This window comes from Pukyongiella litopenaei (genome assembly GCF_003008555.2).
Taxonomy (GTDB): Bacteria; Pseudomonadota; Alphaproteobacteria; order Rhodobacterales; family Rhodobacteraceae; genus Pukyongiella; species Pukyongiella litopenaei.
Genome location: NZ_CP043620.1, coordinates 41,308 through 62,117, shown reverse-complemented (window position 1 = coordinate 62,117; position 20,810 = coordinate 41,308). Strand labels below are relative to the sequence as shown.

Here is a 20,810-nt window from a genome sequence, read left to right as displayed (position 1 = left end):
GCCTGTTTTTGATTCTTATTGCAAGTGCGGATACATCCTCTAGCCGCTAGAGGTTCAAGCACGAAATCATGGTATAGCTTGAACTCACGCGTCTGTGAAACCGACACTTGTTTATTCCGACGGCAAAACCTACACAAACTGTATCTTTTTCATGGAGGCGAAAATGCTCACGATCGGTACTCTGTCAAAGAAGACTGGCACGAAGGTGCAGACCATCCGGTACTACGAACAGATTGGGCTCATGCCCGAACCTGGCAGGACCGAAGGCGGGCAGAGGCGCTACGACAATGCACAGCTCGACCGGCTGTCCTTCATCCGCCATTCGCGACAACTCGGTTTCTCGCTCGATGCGATCCGCGAGCTGCTCGACCTCAGCGACCATCCCAACCGGCCCTGTGATGAGGCTGATGCCATCGCGCGTCGCCAGCTCAAACAGGTGGAGCAGCGCATGGCCCGCCTGAAGGCGCTGCGCACGGAACTGAAACGCATGGTTCACGAATGCAGCGGCGGGCGGACGGGAGATTGCAAGGTGCTTGAGGTGTTGCGGGACCATTCGGAATGCTTGACCGAACACGAGGAAATCGGGGCCTGAAGGAATTCAGCCAACATTCCGGCTGGAACGCAGATCTGCCGCAGAAGTTAATGTGTCGTACAACACAAGCTGGAACCACAAAATGGCCGCTAGACAAGATTCAATGGAGAGACGGACGCTTTGGATCGTTCTGGCGCTCAATATCGGTTTGGCCGTGGCTTTTTTCGCAACAGGCGCCTTCGGCGACTCAAGTGCCCTGATCGCCAACGGGCTCGATAACCTCTCCGACAGCTTCGTCTACGCGATCAGCCTTTTCGCTTTGTCCCGATCCGCCAAATGGAAACGCGGGGCGGCGAACGTTTCCGGCGGGCTGCTGATCCTGTTCGCTGCAGGCATCCTCTACGATGCGTGGCGCCGCTACATCGGTGGGTCAGATCCGCTCGGGACGATCATGATTGCAATGGCCCTGATCGCGGCGGCTATCAACGCAGTCTGCGTTTGGCTGCTCGCTAAGCTCAAAAATCCAAACGTCAATATCCGCGCGGCCAACACCTTCAGTTACAACGATTTCGCCGCGAACCTCGGGATCGTCGTGGCCGGTGGCCTCGTCGCTTGGCTAGGAACCAACTGGCCGGACCTTGTCGTCGGTGTGATCGTCGCCGGGATCGCGGCCTGGGGCGGTATCGACATCCTGCGCGACGCACACGGCGAACACCACAAAGCGGTTCACACGGACAAATAGTTGCGGGAGATTCTTTCTGAAAGAAAGGATTGAAGCTATAGTGACTATAGCAATTAGTCTTGTTCCAAGACGATTCGAGGAGCGACCCGTTGCAGATGATCGACCCCCTACTTGTACCCACCAAACTACTGGATTTTGATGCCGCGCCTCTTGCGCGTCTAATTGAGAACCGCAGCTGGCGCGGCTTATCCGAATACGATCGGATCGGAGCTGCCTATGATTTCGTTCGGAATGAAATCGCGTTCGGATACAATCGAGCTGACGACATCCCCGCATCCGAAGTGCTTTCCGACGGCTATGGGCAGTGCAATACCAAAAGCACGCTCTTGATGGCGCTGCTGCGTGGTGTCGGCATTCGTTGCCGGTTGCATGGGTTTACGATCCACAAAGGCTTGCAGCGCGGTGTTGTCCCTGAGCTGGTGTATCCGCTTGCTCCGCAGGAAATTCTCCACTCATGGGTCGAGATCGAATTTCAAGGTGCCTGGATCAACCTTGAAGGCTTCATCCTGGATGACGCTTTCCTCGATGTCCTGCAAACGTCATTCTCGGACACAGAAAGTCTCTGCGGTTATGGCGCGGGCACGGATTGCCTTGGCGCGCCTCCCGTCGCCTGGAACGGAGAAGATACCTACATTCAGAAAACCGGCATCGTGCAGGATTTCGGCGTGTTTGATACGCCGGACGCCTTCTATTTTTCCCATGAGCAATCCTTTGGATGGCTGCGTGGTGCCCTTTACCGTCATATCATACGCCACTGGATGAATGCGCGCGTTCGTGGTTTCCGCAGCGACCGCCTCAAGACTGACCGACGCGCGACACACGCGCATGAGGAGCCTGCCAATGCCACATGACCACGGGCACGCGCATATCGATCCGGATTCTGGCGATCGGCGGGTTGCCATCGCGATCTGGGCGAACGGGCTTCTTACCGTTGCGCAAATCGTCGGGGGCATATTGTCGGGCAGCCTGGCACTGATCGCCGATGCGCTGCACAACTTTTCCGATATGGCCTCGCTTGTCATTGCCTTTGCCGCACGCAAGATCGCGCGCCGCCCGGCCGATGAGCGCATGACCTTCGGCTATGGCCGGGTCGAAATCGTCGCGGCCCTGATCAACTACACCACCCTCATCGTGATCGGCTTCTATCTGATCTACGAAGGTGGCATGCGCATGATTGATCCACCCGAAGTCATGGGGTGGACCGTCGTCATTCTCGGTGGAATCGCGCTTGTGGTCGACACGCTGACCGCAATGCTGACCTATTCGATGCAGAAGGGGAGCGTGAACATCCGTGCGCTTTTTCTCCACAACCTTTCGGATGCGCTTGCTTCGGTCGCGGTTATCGTCGCTGGGTCGCTGATCATCCTTTACGACATGCGTTGGGTCGATCCTGCCATCACCATCGGCATCGCGACCTACATCCTGTATCTGTCTTTCACTGAAATAGGCGGCCCAATCCGAACCCTGATGCTCGGGAGCCCGCCGGACATCGACAACGAGGCCGTCGTCGAAGCGATGCGGAAAGTCGAAGGCGTCGCCGACGTCCACCACGTCCATCTCTGGCAAATGCAAGAGCACGAGGCTGCGCTCGACTGTCATGTCGTCGTGGCAGCCGAGGGATGGTCGAAGATCGAAGAGATCAAGAGCGCGATCAAGGAGCGGCTGAAGGAAGAATTCGGCATCAGCCATTCCAGCCTCGAATTCGAGCACGAGGATCGCGCTCATCAGAACGCCGATCTCTACGGTCACGGCAACGCAAGTGAAAAGGAGAAGACCAATGTTCAAGGAAACGCTGACCGAGCGTGATGATGTCATCGGGCTCGTCTGCGAAGGCAAGTTGACGGAGACAGAATTCAAGTAAATGCACGCGCTGCTTCATGAGCGTCTTGGAACAACCGATAATCCGGGTCTGGTTCTCGACCTTACAAGTTTCGAGGGCTACGAAGAGCCTTCGGCGATGCTAGAAGATCTGAAGGTCGACACCGCCCACGCGAACGATTTCGGTCGCATAGCGGTTGTCGGAGAACGCAGATGGATGGAATGGGGCGCACGGGTGGTCAACCTATTGACGGGCTCCGAGATGCAGTGGTTCGAATCCAGCGATACCGAGTCCGCAATTGCGTGGGCGCGTGACGGGTAGCCAGCGATTCTGCAAGAAAAGGACTCTGGCCTGGAAATTGACATCACATCAGATGCTTCACGATTAATGGAGGAACGGAACGATCTAAATGTAGTCAGCAACATTTGTCTGCTCGGATGAAACAATCCGATGCAGTTTGATGTCGACTTTAGGCTGCATAATAAGTCCCTACGCGCTGAATTCTTCGAAATTTAACATAAACTTCACTATCGGAACTTGACATCTGTAGCGGGGCTTTCATGGACTCCAAGTCCGAGCAAGCGAACCTACCTGGAAATTTCCCCTGCTAACACCGCTCGTCCGTGCACCGCCAAGGTTGCTGAGAACCTCTGACACCCAAACTTGCGGATTACTTCCAGTACTCGCGCTTCGTAGGCAGCGTGTCCGATCAAGCGACACAAGTCGGACGCGTGGAACTGGCGGTTCGCAGTTGGTGCGGCTTGCATCTGTCTCAGCAATTCGCGCTCTTTGGGATCCGTTATTGGTCTCGCGGGCGGCTTGACCGCGGGACGAGTTGGAGTTCCCCACGAATTTCGCCATCGGCGCATGAAGCCAAGCAGGAAGCCGGCCGGCACCTTTCCGTTGCCTCGGGACCGGTTGAAGGCGAGGAAGCGATCCCAGATGACCTGGGTGTCGATGTTCCAGCAGGGCAACGTGGCCTTCGCTGCTTTGATGAGCTCCGCCCAACTGGTCTGGAAAACGTTCGAACTCGCGGTGATTTCGATCAGCCCTGAGAAGATAGTTTTGTTATTATTATCTCTAGATAGTGATGTGTCGCCTTCACCTGACACGAGATCATGGGTTTCACTCTCCTCGTCGAAGGCGGAAAACCGAAAGATCCAGGGCGCGAACTTGCCATTCGGCTTCGCCCGCTCGAGCTGCAACTCCGACGTCTCAAGTTCGCTCAAAAGAACCGAAAGATATTGTCGTGAGACACCCATCTTCTCCGCTAGGGCAGAGAGGGTGAAGGCTGCCGTTCCGCGCGACAAACCGTTGTAGCCATCCTTCCAGGCGATGGCATCGAGGATGAGGGTAGCAAGCTTGTGCGCAGCAACAGAGAGATTTGTCTGCGTGATCCGTCGCAGGATCAGGCCGGTCGTAGGTTCCATGGTCGAGGTCTCCTTGGAGATCCGACGCCATGTCGTGAGACAACAACATTCTTGCCAGCAAAACAACTTTGCTGGTTGCAGGTGTTTTGGCGGTGCGCTAGGAAACTCTTGTTCACGGAGTTTTCTAGCACGGCGTCAGGCTTCACGGTCTGGCGTCGTCTCCTTTTCAGGGGTTTTGCACAGCCTCCCGTGCGGGGTTGAGATGACGCGCGCGGCAAAACCGCGCGCAGATTTTGTCAGTAGCGAACTTCTTCAGAACCATAGTTCCCGGCGTGATCACGCCAGTCGACGAAGACGGAACGGTAAAAGTAGCTGCCACATCCATTCGGGATGCTCAGGCCGGATGCGGCCGGCACTTGGCCCACGGTGGATCTTGTCCATCGGTAGTCGCCCTGCACGCCGTAGGACCCCAATCGCGTCGAGTCGCTGCGATTGCAGTCGCCATCTCGGTTTTCGTGCTGGCGATACTGGATGTGATAGACCCGTATGCTGCGCACGAAATCAAAGGCGTCGCCCGAGATGTCGATGTCGGCTTGTTCATCCGCTTTGACGCGGACAAGGGGTATCGGAGTCGATTCCTGCGGTTCGGGCGGATCGCGGAACGTGATGTCATAAAGGCGTTCCATAGGCGACATTGGACTGGGGTCTTTGAACGACACACCCATCGGACACCGCCAGATTTGTAAGGGCGGCTCGATCGGCCATGGCGTGATCCGCCGAATGAAGACCGCTCTGGCATGGGCGCAGGGCGCGGAGGCAGGCCACCCGCCCGCAAGGCAAAGGAGGATCGCACAGTCGACCTGATAGGCCTGAGCCGGTGCTGACGAGGCCATTAGTCCGGATATGCTTATTGCCGTGGCTGTTGCCACGCCGTGGATCACGTGCTTCATGATGCCGACTCCATCTACAATGGTGCAGCGATACGAAACAACATTAATGATAGCAAGGAGATTTGATTGATAGTGGCGTGCAACTGTCAGCTTGTGTCGCTTGACGGCTTCCGAGTTCTGACGCCGGTGTGGGCTTTTGTGGCGTAGTAAAAGCGGCCAAAATTGCGGCCCTGTTTCACGTTGGCTACCAAACAAACATCTGTAACCAAATACAAATATGGCGTTCCAATGCGGCCACGAAAGCGGTCACGGAAGACTGGACCGCATGAGTCCGTCAAACGGCGTGTCGTAGCGCTCATGGTCTCGGGAGGGGCAGTATCGGGAAACTGTCGTGCCTGGTTCCCCGGCTGGAATCCAGGAACAGAAGGACGGGGTGGGGCAACGAACTTGTGTTGGTGCCTATGTTGGGATCGAACATGAGCTTGAAGATTTATGTCAGTATCTGATACGATTGAGCATGGATAGGAGAGTCTGATGCCAAACGTCCACCTGACCGAACCGATGCAGAAATATGTGCAGGCGCAGATCGAGTCCGGCGCCTACGCCAATTTGAGCGAAGTCGTGCGCGCCGGCGTAAGGATGCTGATGGAGAAGGATGGCGCCCGGCAGTTCTACGCCCTCAAGGCCGACCTAGAGGAAGCAGCCTCCCTGGCCGAAAATGGGGATTTCGCCGAGTTCGATGCTCATGCCTTCGAACCGGATGCGTTTGATCGCTGACCCACATGACTATTCGGCTTTCCGGTCGGGCCAGGGCCGACCTTGAAGAGATCCGTGCCTACACCGTCGAAACTTGGGGTAGGGACCAATGGCTCGTCTATTACCGCCAGTTGGTCAACGCCTTCGAGCAGATCACCGGGGATCCCGACCGGGGTCGGGACAGGAGTCTCTTCGTTCCGGGGATGCGGTCCGTCAACTGCCAACGTCACGTGATCTTCTACAAGCGGCTAGATGCGGCGGACGGGGCGGCAGTCATCCTGCGCATCGTGCACCAGCGCCGCAACATGCCCGCGCTCGTCTACTACGAGGATCTCGACGGCGGTTAAGCCCTTGCGTTTCCTCATTCCAATAGCTCGACCAGTTTCCCATAGTCTTCACTGACCTCGCGTGCCTCCTGAAACGCGCGTTGACGCTCGGCATCAAGGCAACGGAAGTATTCCTGGATGTCGGCGATGTAGCCCTCGAAATCGGAACGCAGCAGATCGGCATATTCTCGAATGTCTTCCCGAGACTGAGGCAGGAACGGTCGTTCGGGAGGTGCGCAATCCGCAGCCGCGGCTACCGACATGCTTCCAAGCAGGAGCGCGAGCAGCAACGGTGCGTTGCGCGCAATAAACAAGCGCAGGGCAAAACTCCTTTGCCGCCTTTAAGATCACGATTTAGTCAGATATCACCGTTATCGGAGCAAGGCGATCTTCGTCAACACGTTATTATTGTCTTGCTATCATTAATGTTGTTTTGTATCGCTCACGGTGTTGCGACCCCGTGGGCCTGATACTGCACCCAGGCAGAACAAGGACCCAAGGGAAGGCCATGATAGAAGAAGCCCCGAATGTGGTTACAGAAGACGGACTGCGCGGCTTGCTCGCCGAGGGCTACCTCATTGAGGTGGTCTGCAAGGAGAGAGCAGAGAAGCGCCATAACAGCTGGTACGGCTCGTGGGTCATCCGCGCCGTCGCCGCTGATGGGCGTGACGATAAGATGCTCGTCACCAGCCGAAGCGTCCTCAAGCTCCGCGACTTCAAAACCATCGTTGGCCTTGTCAGTTTCCTGGCCGACATGGGCTGTACGACCGCTAGCATCCCACTTGAAGAAGGTGGCCGCGAGCGCCACGCCGCGCCTCCGGTCAAAGGCAGCTGACCGCGCGACTGCGCTCGTCGTTGCTTTGGGTACAGGCGTTTGTTCCGCGCCCCCGGCCCTGGCCGACGGTTTCATCTTTTCGGTTGGCCCAGACGGCCAATTGATTTCCTCTTCTCAAGAGGCAAACGGGCGCCTTTTTCTCTTCGCAGAACCTCGCGTTCCTGACGCAACGAGCGAGACTGCGATCCAGGCTCGATCCGCCGCCCGCGCCACCCCAGAAATCCTCCATGCGATCGAGACCACGGCTCTGCGGTATGCCGGGCATGGTGCGCTGCGTCGCGCAGGGCTTTCAGTCACTGATTGGGCGCTCCTTTACCGGGCCAATATCGAAGTCGAGAGCGCGTACAATCCGGCTGCACGTAGCCCTGTCGGTGCCATAGGCCTTGGCCAGCTTATGCCGGATACTGCCCGCGACCTCGGCGTGGATCCACATGACATTGCGCAGAACCTCGACGGATCAGCCCGCTACCTGCTGATGATGCTCGACCAGTTCGGCGAGGGCTCTCTGGCCCTTGCGGCGTACAACGCTGGCCCTGAGGCGGTCGCACGCCACGGCGGCATCCCCCCTTTTCGCGAAACCCAAGGGCATGTGGCCCGTGTGACCGCCGTGTTTGAACGGCTCAGAGGAGATCTTTCATGACATCGAGAAAACGTCAAAGCGTGCTCCGCACGCGGGCGATCACCGCGTTCGGCGCGATGGCCCTTATCGTGCTGGCGGGTCCAGCGCTTGCGCAAAGCATCGACCTCTCGCCGGTACAGACCCTGCTTCAAGGCATTGTCGATGCGATCACCGGTCCCTTGGGCATCGTGATTGGCACGCTCGCACTGATCGGTGTGTTTCTTTCCTGGCTCTTTGGCATCCTCGACTTTCGTCAGGCGCTTTGGGTCGTGGTTGCAATCGCGGGCATCGCCGCAGCACCCACCATCGTCGCCGCCATCTGGACCACCTGAGCAATCCCGGAGTTCTTGGCCATGGCTGACCAGTCCCGCGTGTTCATCGGCCTTCTCAGGCCACCCAAGCTGATGGGCTTGCCGATCATGTACGCCATGGTCTGGCTCTTCGGCTCGACGCTTCTGTTCCTCTGGGTGCAGAGCTGGGTGGTGGCTGTGTTCGCGGGGCTGGCCTGGCCGGCGCTTTGGAAAGCCGCAGACTGGGATCCGAACTTCCTCGATGTCCTGGTGATCACCCTGCAGGAAACCCCGCCGACCACGAACCGCAAGCTGCACGGAGGCGACAGCTATGCCCCGTGATGGACTTGCCAATGAAGTAGCGGAGGCGCTCGATCCGCTGACTGCGCTACCCTCATGGGTCAAGGGCGAGAAGCGGCTCTCAATGATGCTGCCTTATGTGAGCCTCGTGAACGACCGAACGATCCGGACACGCGGCAACGAGCTGATGCAATGCATCCGGCTCGAGGGGGTGAACAGCACCACGAGCGAGGACGGGCATCTCGACCGGATCGGAGGGTTGCTGGCTGGCATCGTCGCGCAGGTCGGGACCGAGTTCTCATTCTACTTGCACAAGGTCTCGAAAGCGGTCGACGTGACCCTGCCGCCCGTTCCGGGCGAAGGGTTTGCGGCCGCCGTCGACAAACGATGGCACGAGCATCTCGGCCGCGCGGGTTTGCGCGACAAGACGCTGACCCTGACGGTGCTGAAGCGACCTGAGACCGGCAGCCGCTTGCCATTCGGACTTGGGGCGTCTCGCTCGCGACATGCGGCCGACACCACCCGCCGCTTGCGCAAGCTCGACGAGGTTGTGGGGTTTCTGCTGTCCTCCTTCGATGAGCTGAAGCCCCGCCTGCTGGCCGCAAGCACCGGCGAGCTTCTGGGCTTCCTCGGTTCACTCAACACGGGCGAGGAGCACCCGCTCTTCCCCCGGTCGCGCCTCGGTGTGATCGCCGAGGACGTAGCCAATACCCGCGTCACCTTCCGCGGCACGACCATCGCACTCTCGGACGGTGCCGTCGGCGACAAGCTCGGGGCGATCTTTGCGGTGAAGAACTACCCCGCCAAGACCGATAGCCTGATGCTCGACGAGTTGAATCTGCCCGTCGACATGGTGGTCACGCACTCTTTTGTGCCGATCAACGCCAACATCATGGCGGGCCGGATCAAGCGGCAGCTGCGGCTAATGCAGGCCGCCAATGACGGCGCCGTCAGTCTCGCCCAGGAACTGGAACTCGCGCAGGACGATCTGGAATCCAAACGCCTGATCTTCGGCGAGCACCACATGACCGTGGCCGTCTATGCCCGCACACAGTCGGCGCTTGACGATATCGCGGCCGAAATCCGCAACATCTCTGCCACTTCCGGGATCAACCTGATCTCGGAAGCATTCGGGGCGCGGGCACATTTCATGGCGCAGCATCCCGGGAACACAGGGGCGCGCAGCCGCAAGGCCGCAATCACGAACCACAACTTCGCCGATCTCGCTACCTTCCACCGCACCCCGCTCGGAAAGACAGGGCGGGAAGTCCCCTGGGGCGTGCCGATCACACTCTTCCCGACGCCAGAGCGCAGCGGTTTTCGCTTCAACTTCCACGAACAGGGCGCGCCAGATCGCGAGCCCACAGGTGGGCACACGCTGATCCTCGGCCGTCCCGGCTCCGGCAAATCCGTCCTGGCGGCTTTCCTGATGACCATGGCACGGCGGGCAGGTGCGCGGGTCTTCGTATTCGACTATCGCGCGGGGATGGAGATGGCCGTCCGCGCGCTCGGCGGCAGCTATTCGACCGTGCGGGCGGGGCGCCCCACGGGCCTCAATCCGCTCCAGACCGAGATCGACGTGCGGGGACAGGCATGGCTTGCTGATTGGCTCGCGAGCCTCTTGGAGCGGCGCGATCGACCGCTGACCCCGGTTCAGACCAACCGACTGCAGGAAGTCGTGCGCCAGAACGCCAGCGCAGGACATGCGGGTCTACGGAACTGGTCGGATTTCGCCTCGCTGCTGGTCTCGACCGATGACGAGGGCGATCTCTTCGAGCGTATGCAGGAATGGACGGCCGAGGGTCGCTACGGCTGGATCTTCGGGGCCAATGCCGAGGACAGTTTCAGCATCGATGGAGACGTCGCGGGCTTTGACCTCACCGACATCCTCGATTCCGAGAGCGAGCGGGAACGCATGGCGGTCCTGTCCTACCTCTTCCGCCGGGTCGAGCGGGTGATCGAGGACCGCAAGCCCACCATCATCGTCATCGACGAGGCATGGAAAGCCCTCGACAACGCCTACTTTGCGGAGCGACTCAGCAACTGGCTGGTGACCGCCCGCAAGCAGAACGCCGTCGTCGTGATGATGACACAATATGCCAGCCAGCTCGAGCGCACGCGCACCGGTAAGACCATCGTGGAAGCGGTGCCGACGCAGGTGCTCTTGCCCAACATTCGTGCTTCCGCCGCTGACTACGCGATGCTCGGCCTGACCGAGAAAGAGCTCGACGTGCTTCTGGGCGTCGGCTCGGCCTCGCGGCTCGCGCTTGTACGCGACGACCGTGGTTCCGTCGTGATCGATGCCGATCTCAGCGCGCTCGGCCCGCTCGTGACCATCCTTGGCGGAATGGAGAAGGGCGAAGCGCTTGTCGGTGCCGATTATCGCGAACGTCCTGATTTCTGGAGAGTGACATGACCCGTACCATCATCCGCAGCGTCGTGCTGCTCGGGCTCGGGCTGACCCTGACAGCCTGCGCGCAGCATAACCCCCCGCAAGCCAACTGCTTCAATTTTCGCGAGGCTCCTGCGCAGGCAGGAACCGCCACCGCCACGATCTCGACCATGGGGGCGGAGGTCACGCGCCGCGACACGGCCTGCGATTTCGTCCTCTTGGGGGCGGGCGGCTGAGCCAATGCGGACCTGGCTTCCTCTCTCGATGATCGGCTTTGCACTGGCAGGTCCCACGGCAGGGCCAGCGGCCGCCCAAGGCGTGCCGACCTTCGATCTGCGCCTCTTCGCAGAGCGGCAGGCCATCCTTGAGCAGACCGATCGGGACCTGGCACTGCAGCAGGTCCGGCTAAGCCGCGAGGAGGAACTGGCCGAAATCGGGCGCCAGCAACTCGCCTCCTTTGAGTCCCTGATGGATGCCATGTCGCTTGGCGCTGGAGACGTGGCCGGAACCGTGGCGGGGCTCGAGGCGGGGCAGGGGGCGGTAGACGACGTCGAAAGCGCGGCCGCCAGTCTTTATGCGCCCGAGGACACCAATCCAGCGGCAGCGCGGATGTTCGGCGATGCCCGGGAAGGCATCGAAGAGCTGATCATCCGAGCGGCGCGCGACACCCACGGCCTGCCGGGTGTCGGTCGCGCGGGTCTTTCGCTCGTGCAGTGGCGCTGCCTCCTGCAAGCGCTGATCTGGCAGGAAAGCCGTTTCCAGATCGGGGCACGCTCACCCGTGGGGGCCTTCGGACTTACCCAGATCATGCCCGGTACCGCGGGCGATCTCGGGATCTACCCGGCCTATTACGACGATCCCTATCTGCAGGTCACCGGCGGTGCGCGATACCTCGCACAAATGCTGAACATGTTCGATGGCAACATTATCCATGCGCTCGCCGCCTATAACGCCGGGCCGGGCAATGTGCAGGATTATGGCGGTGTGCCACCCTTCACGGAAACCCAGCATTATGTCGTGGTGATCCCGCAGCAGTACAACAGCTACCTCGCGGCCGTAGGCGGCATCGATGCGCTCGGCACCATCGACCCTGTGCTCCTCGCCAACGCGAGTTTCAGCCTCTCGGCCCACGGCGCAGGGGTCTATGGCGACTATTCGCTGGTCTCGGTCCGTGCCGCCGCCCTGCGGGTTCAGGACATCATTACCCGCATTGGTGAGACCGAGGATCTCCACGAGGCCATCGCGCTCAATACCTATGCCCGGGCCGAACTGGCCCGGCTGGTCGCAATCCGGACCCGGATCAAGGCCGCCCGAACCGAGCCACTCAGCGCCGAGCAGATCGCCTTGGCGGCAGCGCAAGCTGCCGAGCGGCAATACATGGATTTTAGTCAGGAGGATTTGCGTTGAACCTGCGCCTGCCCCGTTCCCTTTTCGCCGGTAGCATCGCTCTCGCGCTCGCCCTCAATGTCACCGGACCTGTCGCGGCACAGGGCGTGCCCACGGTGGACACTCAGAACATTGCCCAGGAAATCCGCCAGCTTCAACAGATGCTGCAGGATTTCGGGATCCAGACCGATCTTCTGGACAATGCGTTGGAGCAACTGGACATGCTGCAAAGCCAGCTCGATCAGCTGAACGAGATGTATGCCTCGCTCACTGGGCCGCGCAGCATCCTCGGGCTTGCCATGGGCGGGGACCTCGACACCTTGCTTGAGGCCAACTTCGAAGACATCCCCGGCCTGATCCGAGGCATCCAGGCGGGCGATTGGAGTGCGCTCATCGGGCCCAATGCCGGGCCCATGCGCACGCAGATGGAACAGGCGCTGGCAAGCGCCGGGTTCGACGAGGATTCACTCCGCGAGATCGCCACCAGCGGCAATCCGGGCGCCGAAGGCGTGGCCACGCGGGCAACCACAGGTGCTGTGATGTCGGCGGCGGCGCAGAACAGCCACGCAGAGGCGGAACAGTCTCTCGAACGGGTGGAACGTCTGGTCGAGATGATCCCGGACATGGAGGATCTCAAAGCCTCGATGGATCATAACACCCGCGTCACGGCGGAACTCGCCATCGCTATGACCCGGATGTGGGAGCTGGAAGCGATTCAAACCCTAGGCGCAGGCAATGCAGGCGTGGTTGACGCCGCCACCGTTGCCGAAGAACGCCGCTACATGGACTTCACCTTGCCGGATCTTGAGCCGTGAGTGGGGTAGGGGTGATGACTGCGCGCGAGCTCGTGGAAGAGGAACTTGTCTACGGTGCCCTGCGCCGGGAACAGCTTTGGCGGATGATCGGCCTTTCTGGAGCAGGCTTTGGTGTATTCGGCTGTTTGACAGCTGCGGCTGTCGCGCTGATGGTCGAGACGCCGCCTCCCGTGGTTGTCCCCTACGATCCCGCGACCGGGATGGCGCTCCCCAATGCCACGGTTGAAACCGTGTCGCTCGCCGAACGCCCTGCCGTGATAGAAGCGCAAATCTACCGCTACATTCTCGACCGCGAAACCTACAACCAGCTCGACAACGATCTTCGTGTCCGCCGTGTCCTCGCACAGTCTTCCGGGTCGGCCGAAGCCAGCATGCGCGCGATGTGGACATCGGGTCAGGAGAGCTATCCGCCGACGCGTTACGGGGCTGCGGCCGAGATGGCCGTTGAGATCGCATCGATCACCCTTATTGGCGAGAACCGCGCCCAGGTGCGGTTCAGAAAGCGCCTGACAAGCCCGCAGGGGGTACAGGATGGATCGTTCACTGCCACGTTGATGTTCGAATTCCGGCCCGAGCGGACCCGCGCGATCGACGATGTCTGGCAAAACCCTTTCGGTTTCACCGTTACCCAATATGCCATCCGATCGGACCGTTCCGAATGACTCGCACTCCAATCTCTGCGCTGCTGGCCGCCAGTATTCTCGCGTTCGCGGGAACGACTGCTTTGGCCGAAACTACGCCCCGCCCAGGTTCTCATGACAACCGCGTGCGCGTAGCGACCTGGACTGAGGGCCAGGTTTACCGTGTCGTCACGACTCTGACCCGCGTCACCACAGTCGAATTCGGTGAGGGTGAAACCATCCGCTCGATCATCGCCGGCGATACGGTCGGGTTTCAATTCGACGGTGTCCCGGGTGGCCGTGCCTTCGCCATCAAGCCGACAGCATCTGGCGTCGCCACCAACATCACCGTCTACACCAACCGCCGCTCCTACTACTTCCATGTCGTCGAAGCCCGGCAGACGCCGCACTATGTCGTGCAGTTCCGCTACCCTGAAAACCACGTGCAACCCACCAGGGCGGTTGCGGCCGATGCGCCGAACGCGAACTATGCGGTCAGCGCCCGAGAAGAGTTCACGCCGACGGCCATCTGGGATGATGGTACCTTCACGTATTTCCGGTTTGCACGGAACGCGCCGGTGCCCGCCATCTTCCGATATTCGAACGGAAGGGAACGCGCGGTGAACAGCCACACCTCTAGTGACGGCGTCATCCGCGTGTCTGGCGTCAACCGACAATGGGTCCTTCGACTTGGCGAAGATGTGGTTTGCGTCCAGGACGCAGGGCAAGCCGCATCATGACCGAAGGTACGGAAGACCTCGCCGCGCGCCTCGCGGCTCTCGAAGGTTCGACAGGCAAAGAGAAGGCAAACAAGCGGCCTGCACCGCTTGCCGCGATCCTTGGAGCCGTCGGCATCGCGGCCGCAGGTGGTCTGGCGTGGGCTGCCCTACAGCCGTCGGCAGAAGCACCAATGGCGACAGCCGCGCCGGAAGAGTTCCAGAGCAGCGGCCCCGGATTCGGAGATCTGGCGCCGATTTCTGCCCCGGAGCCCAGCCAAGCCCCGCCTGCGGACACAGGTCCGAGCGAGTCGGAACTCGCGCTGATGGAAAGTCTTGCGACATTGAGAGCGGAACTCGAGGAACTGCGCGCAAGACCGGCCGAGGCCGCGGACAGCGGGGCGGAGCAGGCTATTGCGGACCTGACGGCGCAAATTGCCACCTTACAGGAAGCATCCGCCGAGGCGCAGCGTGCCCTCGAGCGGCAGCTGACCGAGCGGGATCGCGAATTGGATCAGCTCCGCATGGACTTGGAGCTTGCACGGCTTGTACCACCAGAGCCGACCTCATTGGGGCCAAGTGAAGAAGAATTGCGGCTGGCCGAACTCGAAAGGCGGCGCGCAGCCGAAGCTGAGGCCCGCGCAGAGCGCATCGCGTCTCCTATGATCGCGTTCTCCGGGATGGGCGCGGGTGCGGATAGGGAGAATACGCTGGAAGCCGCGCGTCTGAATGCAGATGAAGCCTTTGTTCGTTCGGGCGCGCAACCAGCACAGGTGACACGTGCCGAAGTGATCGCGAACCCATCGAACACGGTTGTTCAGGGCACCATGATTCAGGCTGTGACAGAGACGGCCCTCGACAGCACACTGCCCGGCGCGATCCGCGCCATCGTCTCGGAAGACGTCCATTCTTTCGATGGAACGCGTATCCTGATCCCGCGCGGCGCGCGGCTGATCGGGCGCTACCGCTCCGATGTCGCACTCGCCCAATCGCGCGTCATGGTGGCCTGGGACCGGATCATCTTGCCCGATAATCAGACCGTGCAGATCAGCGCCTTCGGTGGAGACGAACTCGGCCGTACTGGCACCACCGGGTTTGTCGACACCCGTTTCGCGCAACGCTTCGGCTCCGCCGCGCTGATCTCCTTGATCGGCGCCTTGCCTGCGGCTGCAGCGGGTCAAATCGACAGCGAGGCGGCGGCCGATGTTGCAAGCGATGTCGGCACCGACCTGCGCGATAGCACGCAAAGCGTGATGCAGGACTATCTGGCGATCCGGCCAGTGATACATGTCGATCAGGGTACACGGATCACGGTCATGGTTGATCGTGACCTCGAGATTTTCTGATATGGCTGCAAGTTATCTGGAAGCGTCGCTCGACCGTTTCGGCCCCGAGGTCCTGCGCGACGACACGATCGAGATCTGCATCAATCCCGACGGACAAGTCTGGGGCGAATTCCAGGGCGATCACTTCATGCGAGGTCTCGGTAGCCCGCTGAGCCAGACCGAGATCAAGGACCTCGGCAACCAGATCGCCTCGGCCGCCTCGACGACGCTCAGCACGAAGAAGCCCATTGTCTCGGTCTCGATCCTATATCGAGATCGCCCGATCCGCGCGCAGGTGATCCAGCCGCCGGCAGTCGAGGGCGGGTTTTCAATATCGTTGCGGTTCTTCTCCTCCCTGCCGCTGGAGGCAATCCGGCTCGGCTTCCTCTATGGAAAGGAGCGCAGCCTCGAAGGTCTGCGGCGCGAACGAAACGCCGCGCTGCGCAATGTGGTTGCCTCCGGCGACATCGACGCCGCGCTGCGCTTCTGCGTCGAGAACAAGCTCAACATGATCGTCTCGGGCGGCACCTCGACCGGCAAGACGGTCGCGGCGCGCAAAATCCTCTCCCTGATCCCTCCCGAGGAGCGGATCATCACCATTGAAGAGGCGGCAGAACTGCGCCCCGAGCAGCCCAATGCCGTGACGCTGATCGCTGACCGGGATACCGACGCCCGCAGCGCTGATGTGCTACTGGCCTCGACCTTGCGCATGCGGCCCGACCGGATCGTGTTGGGCGAGGTCCGCGGCCGCGAGGCGATGACCTTTCTCGAGGCGATCAACACCGGCCACGGTGGATCGCTGACCACACTGCATGCCGAGACCCCACAACTTGCTGTTCGCCGCCTCGCCATCGCCGCCCTGAAAACCGATGTGCCGATGACCTACGCCGACATGATCGATTACATCGAAGGCTCGATCGACGTGATCATTCAGGCAGGCCGCCATGAAGGCGCGCGCGGAATCACCGAGTTCTTCCTCCCAGGTCAAACCAGAGATTTGAACCTCGACATGGTCGACGGCAGAGGCAACATGAGCCCCTCCGTTGCCGCTGAGTAAAAAAGGAACCCCCCAGATGCGAAAACCAATTCTCGCACTCATGCTTGCCGCCTTGGCGGGCCCCCTTGTGGCGCAGACTTCGCCTCAGGTCTCAAACGATCTCACAGTCGATATGTCGCCTCAACAATACCGGATCTGCAACGAACGTCCGGCGCGCCCGACCTGGATGGACGAAATCGACCCGCGGGAAGCCTACAAGGCTCGAACCATGATGCGGCTCTATGAATTGCGTTCTTGGCAGGCGATCAAGTCATCAGGTGATTGTGGCTGTGCCATCCGCTTCCCACCATGGGATGCTGCCTCGGCGGAATATGAAGAACGTTTTGCGACAAGTACTCAGGCGGAACATACTCAAGCTCGGTTAGCCCTCAGGGACCAACAAAACCAGATCGCCCGTGAAGTGCAGGATATCTGCGAAGCGCAAGGGACCTGGTAGTGGGTGTCGTCAGTTGGATGGTCGGAACCGCAGACGCGTTCCTTGTCGATGCGGCCGAGTCCCAGTTCGGGGCTGTGGCAAGCAATGTCGGCGCGATCGTCCTGCTGATGGCCACTCTTTCGCTGATCGGCGTCTGCATTAATATGTTCTTCCAATTCCGCAGCATGGATGGGGCCAGCTTCTTTTGGTACCTAATCAAGCTGATGTTGATAGGGCTCTTCGCCTTCAACTGGGCCAACTTCAACGCGGTCGCGAATGCCATCATCGGCGGGCTCGACTATGTTGCTGGAGCCCTGATTTCCTCGGTCGGCGGCGGAGGGGCGGGGGCCACATACTTCGCGGCCGAGTTCGATGATCTCATTACAGAGTTCAGCCAATACTTGAACGCCATCGGCAGCAACCTGAACTGGATGACAGGTGCGATCTTGGGCGGCATAGGGCTCGTTCTGTTGAGCCTTCTTGGCTTCATGACCGGCATCGTACTCATTTTCGCCAAGATGATGCTGACACTCATGCTTGGCCTCGCTCCGATCATGATCGCTCTGTCGCTATTCGATGCGACCAAAGACTTTTTCCATAGGTGGGTCTCGACGACGGTCAGCTATGCCTTCTACCCCATTGTCATCGCAGCCATGTTCTCAACCGTCGTTGGCATGGCAAACTCCCTCCTCGCTCAGTTGGGTGACCCTAGCTCCGCGACCAACATCGGATCGCTGGTGCCGTTCTTCGTGATGGTGTTCCTGGCCAAGGGCTTCATCGCCGCAACGCCCCTGATCGTGCGGGGGATCTCGGGCAACTTGATGGTGGCAGCCGCGCCCGCCGTTGTCGCCGGATCGACCGGGATCATGCGCGGGCTCTTCAATACAGCGGGCGTCAAAGGGAGGTCACGGATCGGGGCGTTGACCACCGGGGAGGTGATCGGACGGGGCGTTACGCAGAGCCCGGCGGCTATACGGACGGCTAGCGTACGACTGGCCAGGATGGCGGAACGAGCTAGAAGACTGGGTGCCTAGTGCACGTAGACCACCATCTCTGCAGCATTCAAGCTGTGTGATTGGGGGAAGGTTCATTCCAACGGAAATTCGCGTGTTCGTCGCCGAATACCTTTCACCCAAAGACATCAAGATGTGTGTTCTAACCGGTATTCAATAACCTCTTGAGATTCAGTAAAATTTGCATGCGGGTGGCCTCCGCCGACAATCCAATCGTCGAGGCGATCACTTCTACAGTATAACCTACGTCGCCGGGATCAACTGGCTTGTCGCCACGAGCTACGAAGGGGCCGTCCGTCTCTGTCAACACCCGGTCGATTGGAATTTCGCGCATCACGCGCATCCCGGTGTCGGAAGCGAGCATGCCCTCGTTAACGGAGAAATAGCAGCCGCGATCAACGGCCCTGCGCACATCGGCCTTGCTGCCAGTGAACCAATGCAAGACGACGCCCGCCCGATCTGGCGGTAGATGCTCATCGAGCATGTCCAGGACCGGCTTCGTCGCCCTGACGCTATGCAGACTCAAGATCTTGTCGCCTTGCTGAGCGCAGGCTCGAAGAATTCTGCCGAAGACAGACTGTTGCAACTCGAAAGAGCGATAATGAGCGGGTCCGCGATCAAGCCCGATTTCCCCAACGTAACGCGTCCGCGGCAAGAGCTTCTCGAACAGGTCGAGCTCAAGATGGCGATCGGCGACGAGCTGCGGATGCAGACCGAGCCCAACCCTTACGAAATCGCTGTCTGCGGACAGTTCAACATTCCTTTCAAACGCCTTCGGGGTCGTCGTGACCGCCAAGGTCGCTACGCGCTTGCGATCGCAGGCTGCAATCGCCCTCGCGAGGTCGGGATAGAGGTCGAGATGCGTATGGAAATCCACGTAGTCAGGCCGCATGGTCACCCGCCCGGCCGTGCCCGAACACCTTTCAGGAGCTCGGCGACTTCAAGGACGCCACGTCGAAACACGTCGGCATAATCCGGTATCTCATCCGGCTTGTCATGTAGCGGACCGGGCTTGTGGACCAGTATCTTCGCGAGATCCGGCTTCGCCCTGATCCGCTTGGCCATCAGCTGGAAGGACCTGACGTGCTCCCCTTCGGGCTGGTCGGAGGCCAGGATATGCCCCTTCAGATCCTCAACCGTGTAGAGCGTCTCATCGTCTCCATCGAGACCGACTTCGAGCGAAGCTCTACGGATCAGGCACGGAACGCAGTACCCGCAGTGTCGAGGGGAGAGCTTCTTGTAGCGCGCCTTCGCCGGCGACGAGCAAGACATGGAGTTCGCCACGATCTTCTGAAGGAAAAGTTTGTCGGCGCAGTTCGCAACCATCTCGCCCTTCGTCATGTGCCTGTACGGGTTGTTCAGTTCGACGTCGAGGGCGAGAGCGTCGATTAGCCTCTGCATGCTCGCGATGAAGTGCGGATGCGCCGTCCGCGTGCTCAGCGCCCCAAATCGCAAGGGATCAAGGGGAACGTTGAGCGCGATTAGGCCGTTCTCCGGTATGTCGACGGCGGTCCTGCCATTGATCGCCGACGCTGCCAGCGTCGCCAGCGAGTAGAAGAGGAAGGACCGTCCCCGCTGCGTGTTCTCGGTTTCCCCGGTGGTTAGATGGTGCTTATCGAACCCGAGCCGCACTCGCAGACTCTTGAAGGCCTCTTTGCCGAACTGGGTTTCCAACCTTTCGAGGATGTAAGCTTGGGCTTTGGCAGTCTCGCTATCCCAGTAATGGCTGACGAACAATGGCCGCACACCGCCGCTCAGGAGATCGACTGCGCCGATGAGACTGTCCAAACCTCCGGACAGGAGGCTGACTTTAGTCAGCCCGTCGATCGCCAAGCGTTTCGGAGCGACAGCAAGAGTCTTGGTCCTCTTTGTTCGGTCACGGAAGAAGACGCGCCACCGATCCCCGGAGAGGAAGCGCAACATCGACTCGATCGATCCACTGTTCGCGGACCAAGCCGCGGCTGCAGACACCGGGACATAAAGATCGATCTCGCGGGTCCAGCCGTCTTGAGCGTTCAGCTTTCGGGAGACTCTCGTGTCTCCGCATACACTTCCCGAAGCTGCTGGAAATTGACCTTGAACTGACTGGCGCCATAGGCAAGTGCGGCTCCATCGTCGGTGATTTTCGGGTCCGCCTTCTTCCCCAGCCTGATCAAATCTGTGCGTGTGCAGTCGAACCGATCCTGCATTGCGTTGAACTGCAGACGAGACAACAGCCGTTGCAGTTCATCCAGATGCTGAGGATCTTCGGGACTAACAAATAGGTGCAGATTGACGAAGCCGCCCTTCGAAGTCGCGACATCAAGCCTAACCTCCACGTTTGGGAAGATGAGTGCTGCGTTCGGAAGTCGACCAACATCCCGGTGTCGTAGGACTTCCCGATAGGTGTCGGTCACGTAGTAGTCAGTGACGGCAATCGCCTCGATAATCGGCGTCGCCTGTTCAAGCGCTGTAAGATAGTCGTCCCATGCGTTCGGCCCGCTGAACTGATTGTTCATAACAGTCCCAGGCGCATGGATATGCGGCTCCCACCTCCGCCACTCCGATCCACGATTCAACATAGCCCTACTCAAATCCTCTCCCTGAGTCTTT

Annotated in this window: 26 protein-coding genes and 1 pseudogene; 21 read left to right on the top strand and 6 right to left on the bottom strand. The window is 60.1% G+C overall.

The window, feature by feature from the left end:
- Positions 1–163: 163 nt before the first annotated feature.
- The 5 genes from C6Y53_RS20135 (at position 164) to C6Y53_RS20115 (ending at position 3,414) form a co-directional block, all read left to right on the top strand.
- Positions 164–592, top strand: coding sequence for a MerR family transcriptional regulator (locus tag C6Y53_RS20135; protein ID WP_013959865.1), 429 nt, complete (start codon positions 164–166; stop codon positions 590–592).
- Positions 593–695: 103 nt separating this feature from the next.
- On the top strand, positions 696–1,274 hold the full coding sequence (locus tag C6Y53_RS20130) for a cation efflux transmembrane domain-containing protein (RefSeq protein ID WP_009573601.1): 579 nt from the start codon (positions 696–698) through the stop codon (positions 1,272–1,274).
- A 95-nt stretch (positions 1,275–1,369) separates the two neighbouring features.
- Positions 1,370–2,125, top strand: coding sequence for a transglutaminase-like domain-containing protein (locus C6Y53_RS20125; protein WP_026155634.1), 756 nt, complete (start codon positions 1,370–1,372; stop codon positions 2,123–2,125).
- Positions 2,115–3,080, top strand: a complete 966-nt coding sequence (locus C6Y53_RS20120) for a cation diffusion facilitator family transporter (RefSeq protein WP_010138164.1) — start codon at positions 2,115–2,117, stop codon at positions 3,078–3,080. The genes C6Y53_RS20125 and C6Y53_RS20120 overlap by 11 nt, the downstream gene beginning before the upstream one ends.
- 55 nt (positions 3,081–3,135) lie before the next feature.
- Positions 3,136–3,414, top strand: a complete 279-nt coding sequence (locus C6Y53_RS20115; RefSeq protein WP_234988885.1) for a SpoIIAA family protein — start codon at positions 3,136–3,138, stop codon at positions 3,412–3,414.
- A gap of 266 nt (positions 3,415–3,680) precedes the next feature.
- On the opposite strand, the gene C6Y53_RS20110 is transcribed toward C6Y53_RS20115, so the two are convergent.
- Both C6Y53_RS20110 and C6Y53_RS20105 read right to left on the bottom strand, forming a co-directional pair.
- Complete coding sequence (locus C6Y53_RS20110) at positions 3,681–4,523, bottom strand: hypothetical protein (protein ID WP_149615728.1); 843 nt, start codon at positions 4,521–4,523, stop codon at positions 3,681–3,683.
- Between the two features lie 236 nt (positions 4,524–4,759).
- Entirely contained in the window at positions 4,760–5,356 is a 597-nt protein-coding gene (locus tag C6Y53_RS20105; RefSeq protein ID WP_425300369.1) for a hypothetical protein, read from the bottom strand.
- Between the two features lie 531 nt (positions 5,357–5,887).
- Between C6Y53_RS20105 and C6Y53_RS20100 the strand changes: the two genes are divergently transcribed.
- Positions 5,888–6,130 carry a type II toxin-antitoxin system ParD family antitoxin gene (locus C6Y53_RS20100; protein ID WP_009573607.1) on the top strand — a complete coding sequence of 81 codons (243 nt, stop codon included), beginning with the start codon at positions 5,888–5,890 and terminating at the stop codon, positions 6,128–6,130.
- A 5-nt stretch (positions 6,131–6,135) separates the two neighbouring features.
- Positions 6,136–6,456 carry a type II toxin-antitoxin system RelE/ParE family toxin gene (locus C6Y53_RS20095; protein ID WP_149615727.1) on the top strand — a complete coding sequence of 107 codons (321 nt, stop codon included), beginning with the start codon at positions 6,136–6,138 and terminating at the stop codon, positions 6,454–6,456.
- 14 nt (positions 6,457–6,470) lie between these two features.
- Here the strand turns inward: C6Y53_RS20095 and C6Y53_RS20090 are convergent, their stop codons facing one another.
- The gene (locus tag C6Y53_RS20090; protein WP_149615732.1) at positions 6,471–6,698 is read right to left on the bottom strand and encodes a hypothetical protein; all 228 of its coding nucleotides are present in this window, start codon (positions 6,696–6,698) and stop codon (positions 6,471–6,473) included.
- A 245-nt stretch (positions 6,699–6,943) separates the two neighbouring features.
- Between C6Y53_RS20090 and C6Y53_RS20085 the strand changes: the two genes are divergently transcribed.
- From C6Y53_RS20085 to C6Y53_RS20020, 14 genes are read left to right on the top strand one after another with little or no spacing between them, the layout of a single operon-like run.
- The gene (locus tag C6Y53_RS20085) at positions 6,944–7,270 is read left to right on the top strand and encodes a hypothetical protein (RefSeq protein ID WP_127109604.1); all 327 of its coding nucleotides are present in this window, start codon (positions 6,944–6,946) and stop codon (positions 7,268–7,270) included.
- Complete coding sequence (locus tag C6Y53_RS20080; protein WP_149615731.1) at positions 7,227–7,910, top strand: lytic transglycosylase domain-containing protein; 684 nt, start codon at positions 7,227–7,229, stop codon at positions 7,908–7,910. The genes C6Y53_RS20085 and C6Y53_RS20080 overlap by 44 nt, the downstream gene beginning before the upstream one ends.
- A 56-nt stretch (positions 7,911–7,966) precedes the next feature.
- Entirely contained in the window at positions 7,967–8,221 is a 255-nt protein-coding gene (locus C6Y53_RS20075) for a TrbC/VirB2 family protein (protein ID WP_036745219.1), read from the top strand.
- Positions 8,222–8,242: 21 nt separating this feature from the next.
- Positions 8,243–8,521, top strand: coding sequence for a VirB3 family type IV secretion system protein (locus tag C6Y53_RS20070; protein ID WP_009574151.1), 279 nt, complete (start codon positions 8,243–8,245; stop codon positions 8,519–8,521).
- Positions 8,511–10,895 carry a VirB4 family type IV secretion/conjugal transfer ATPase gene (locus tag C6Y53_RS20065; protein WP_149615726.1) on the top strand — a complete coding sequence of 795 codons (2,385 nt, stop codon included), beginning with the start codon at positions 8,511–8,513 and terminating at the stop codon, positions 10,893–10,895. The genes C6Y53_RS20070 and C6Y53_RS20065 overlap by 11 nt, the downstream gene beginning before the upstream one ends.
- Entirely contained in the window at positions 10,892–11,107 is a 216-nt protein-coding gene (locus tag C6Y53_RS20060; protein ID WP_028095514.1) for a hypothetical protein, read from the top strand. Before C6Y53_RS20065 ends, C6Y53_RS20060 begins: the two co-directional genes overlap by 4 nt.
- Positions 11,108–11,111: 4 nt before the next feature.
- Positions 11,112–12,278 carry a lytic transglycosylase domain-containing protein gene (locus tag C6Y53_RS20055; protein ID WP_149615725.1) on the top strand — a complete coding sequence of 389 codons (1,167 nt, stop codon included), beginning with the start codon at positions 11,112–11,114 and terminating at the stop codon, positions 12,276–12,278.
- Positions 12,275–13,072 carry a type IV secretion system protein gene (locus C6Y53_RS20050; RefSeq protein ID WP_028095516.1) on the top strand — a complete coding sequence of 266 codons (798 nt, stop codon included), beginning with the start codon at positions 12,275–12,277 and terminating at the stop codon, positions 13,070–13,072. Before C6Y53_RS20055 ends, C6Y53_RS20050 begins: the two co-directional genes overlap by 4 nt.
- Before the next feature lie 14 nt (positions 13,073–13,086).
- On the top strand, positions 13,087–13,734 hold the full coding sequence (locus C6Y53_RS20045) for a VirB8 family type IV secretion system protein (RefSeq protein WP_149615724.1): 648 nt from the start codon (positions 13,087–13,089) through the stop codon (positions 13,732–13,734).
- Positions 13,731–14,432, top strand: a complete 702-nt coding sequence (locus C6Y53_RS20040) for a TrbG/VirB9 family P-type conjugative transfer protein (RefSeq protein WP_149615723.1) — start codon at positions 13,731–13,733, stop codon at positions 14,430–14,432. The genes C6Y53_RS20045 and C6Y53_RS20040 overlap by 4 nt, the downstream gene beginning before the upstream one ends.
- The gene (locus C6Y53_RS20035) at positions 14,429–15,754 is read left to right on the top strand and encodes a TraB/TrbI/VirB10 family type IV secretion system protein (protein ID WP_149615722.1); all 1,326 of its coding nucleotides are present in this window, start codon (positions 14,429–14,431) and stop codon (positions 15,752–15,754) included. The genes C6Y53_RS20040 and C6Y53_RS20035 overlap by 4 nt, the downstream gene beginning before the upstream one ends.
- 1 nt (position 15,755) lies before the next feature.
- Positions 15,756–16,790 (top strand): ATPase, T2SS/T4P/T4SS family, encoded by a 1,035-nt coding sequence (locus tag C6Y53_RS20030; protein WP_149615721.1) that lies wholly within the window; start codon positions 15,756–15,758, stop codon positions 16,788–16,790.
- Positions 16,791–16,806: 16 nt separating this feature from the next.
- A complete protein-coding gene (locus C6Y53_RS20025; RefSeq protein WP_149615720.1) occupies positions 16,807–17,226 on the top strand; it encodes a hypothetical protein in 420 nt (139 codons plus the stop codon).
- Positions 17,226–18,239 carry a TrbL/VirB6 family protein gene (locus C6Y53_RS20020; protein WP_149615719.1) on the top strand — a complete coding sequence of 338 codons (1,014 nt, stop codon included), beginning with the start codon at positions 17,226–17,228 and terminating at the stop codon, positions 18,237–18,239. Before C6Y53_RS20025 ends, C6Y53_RS20020 begins: the two co-directional genes overlap by 1 nt.
- A 121-nt stretch (positions 18,240–18,360) precedes the next feature.
- Here the strand turns inward: C6Y53_RS20020 and qatD are convergent, their stop codons facing one another.
- The 3 genes and pseudogenes from qatD to C6Y53_RS20005 form a co-directional block, all read right to left on the bottom strand.
- A complete protein-coding gene (qatD, locus tag C6Y53_RS20015) occupies positions 18,361–19,110 on the bottom strand; it encodes a Qat anti-phage system TatD family nuclease QatD (RefSeq protein ID WP_149615718.1) in 750 nt (249 codons plus the stop codon).
- Between the two features lie 2 nt (positions 19,111–19,112).
- Positions 19,113–20,207 (bottom strand): Qat anti-phage system QueC-like protein QatC, encoded by a 1,095-nt coding sequence (gene qatC / locus C6Y53_RS20010; protein ID WP_342212787.1) that lies wholly within the window; start codon positions 20,205–20,207, stop codon positions 19,113–19,115.
- A gap of 47 nt (positions 20,208–20,254) precedes the next feature.
- Positions 20,255–20,779: pseudogene (locus C6Y53_RS20005) on the bottom strand (TrlF family ATPase); the annotation flags it as partial.
- Positions 20,780–20,810 lie beyond the last annotated feature (31 nt).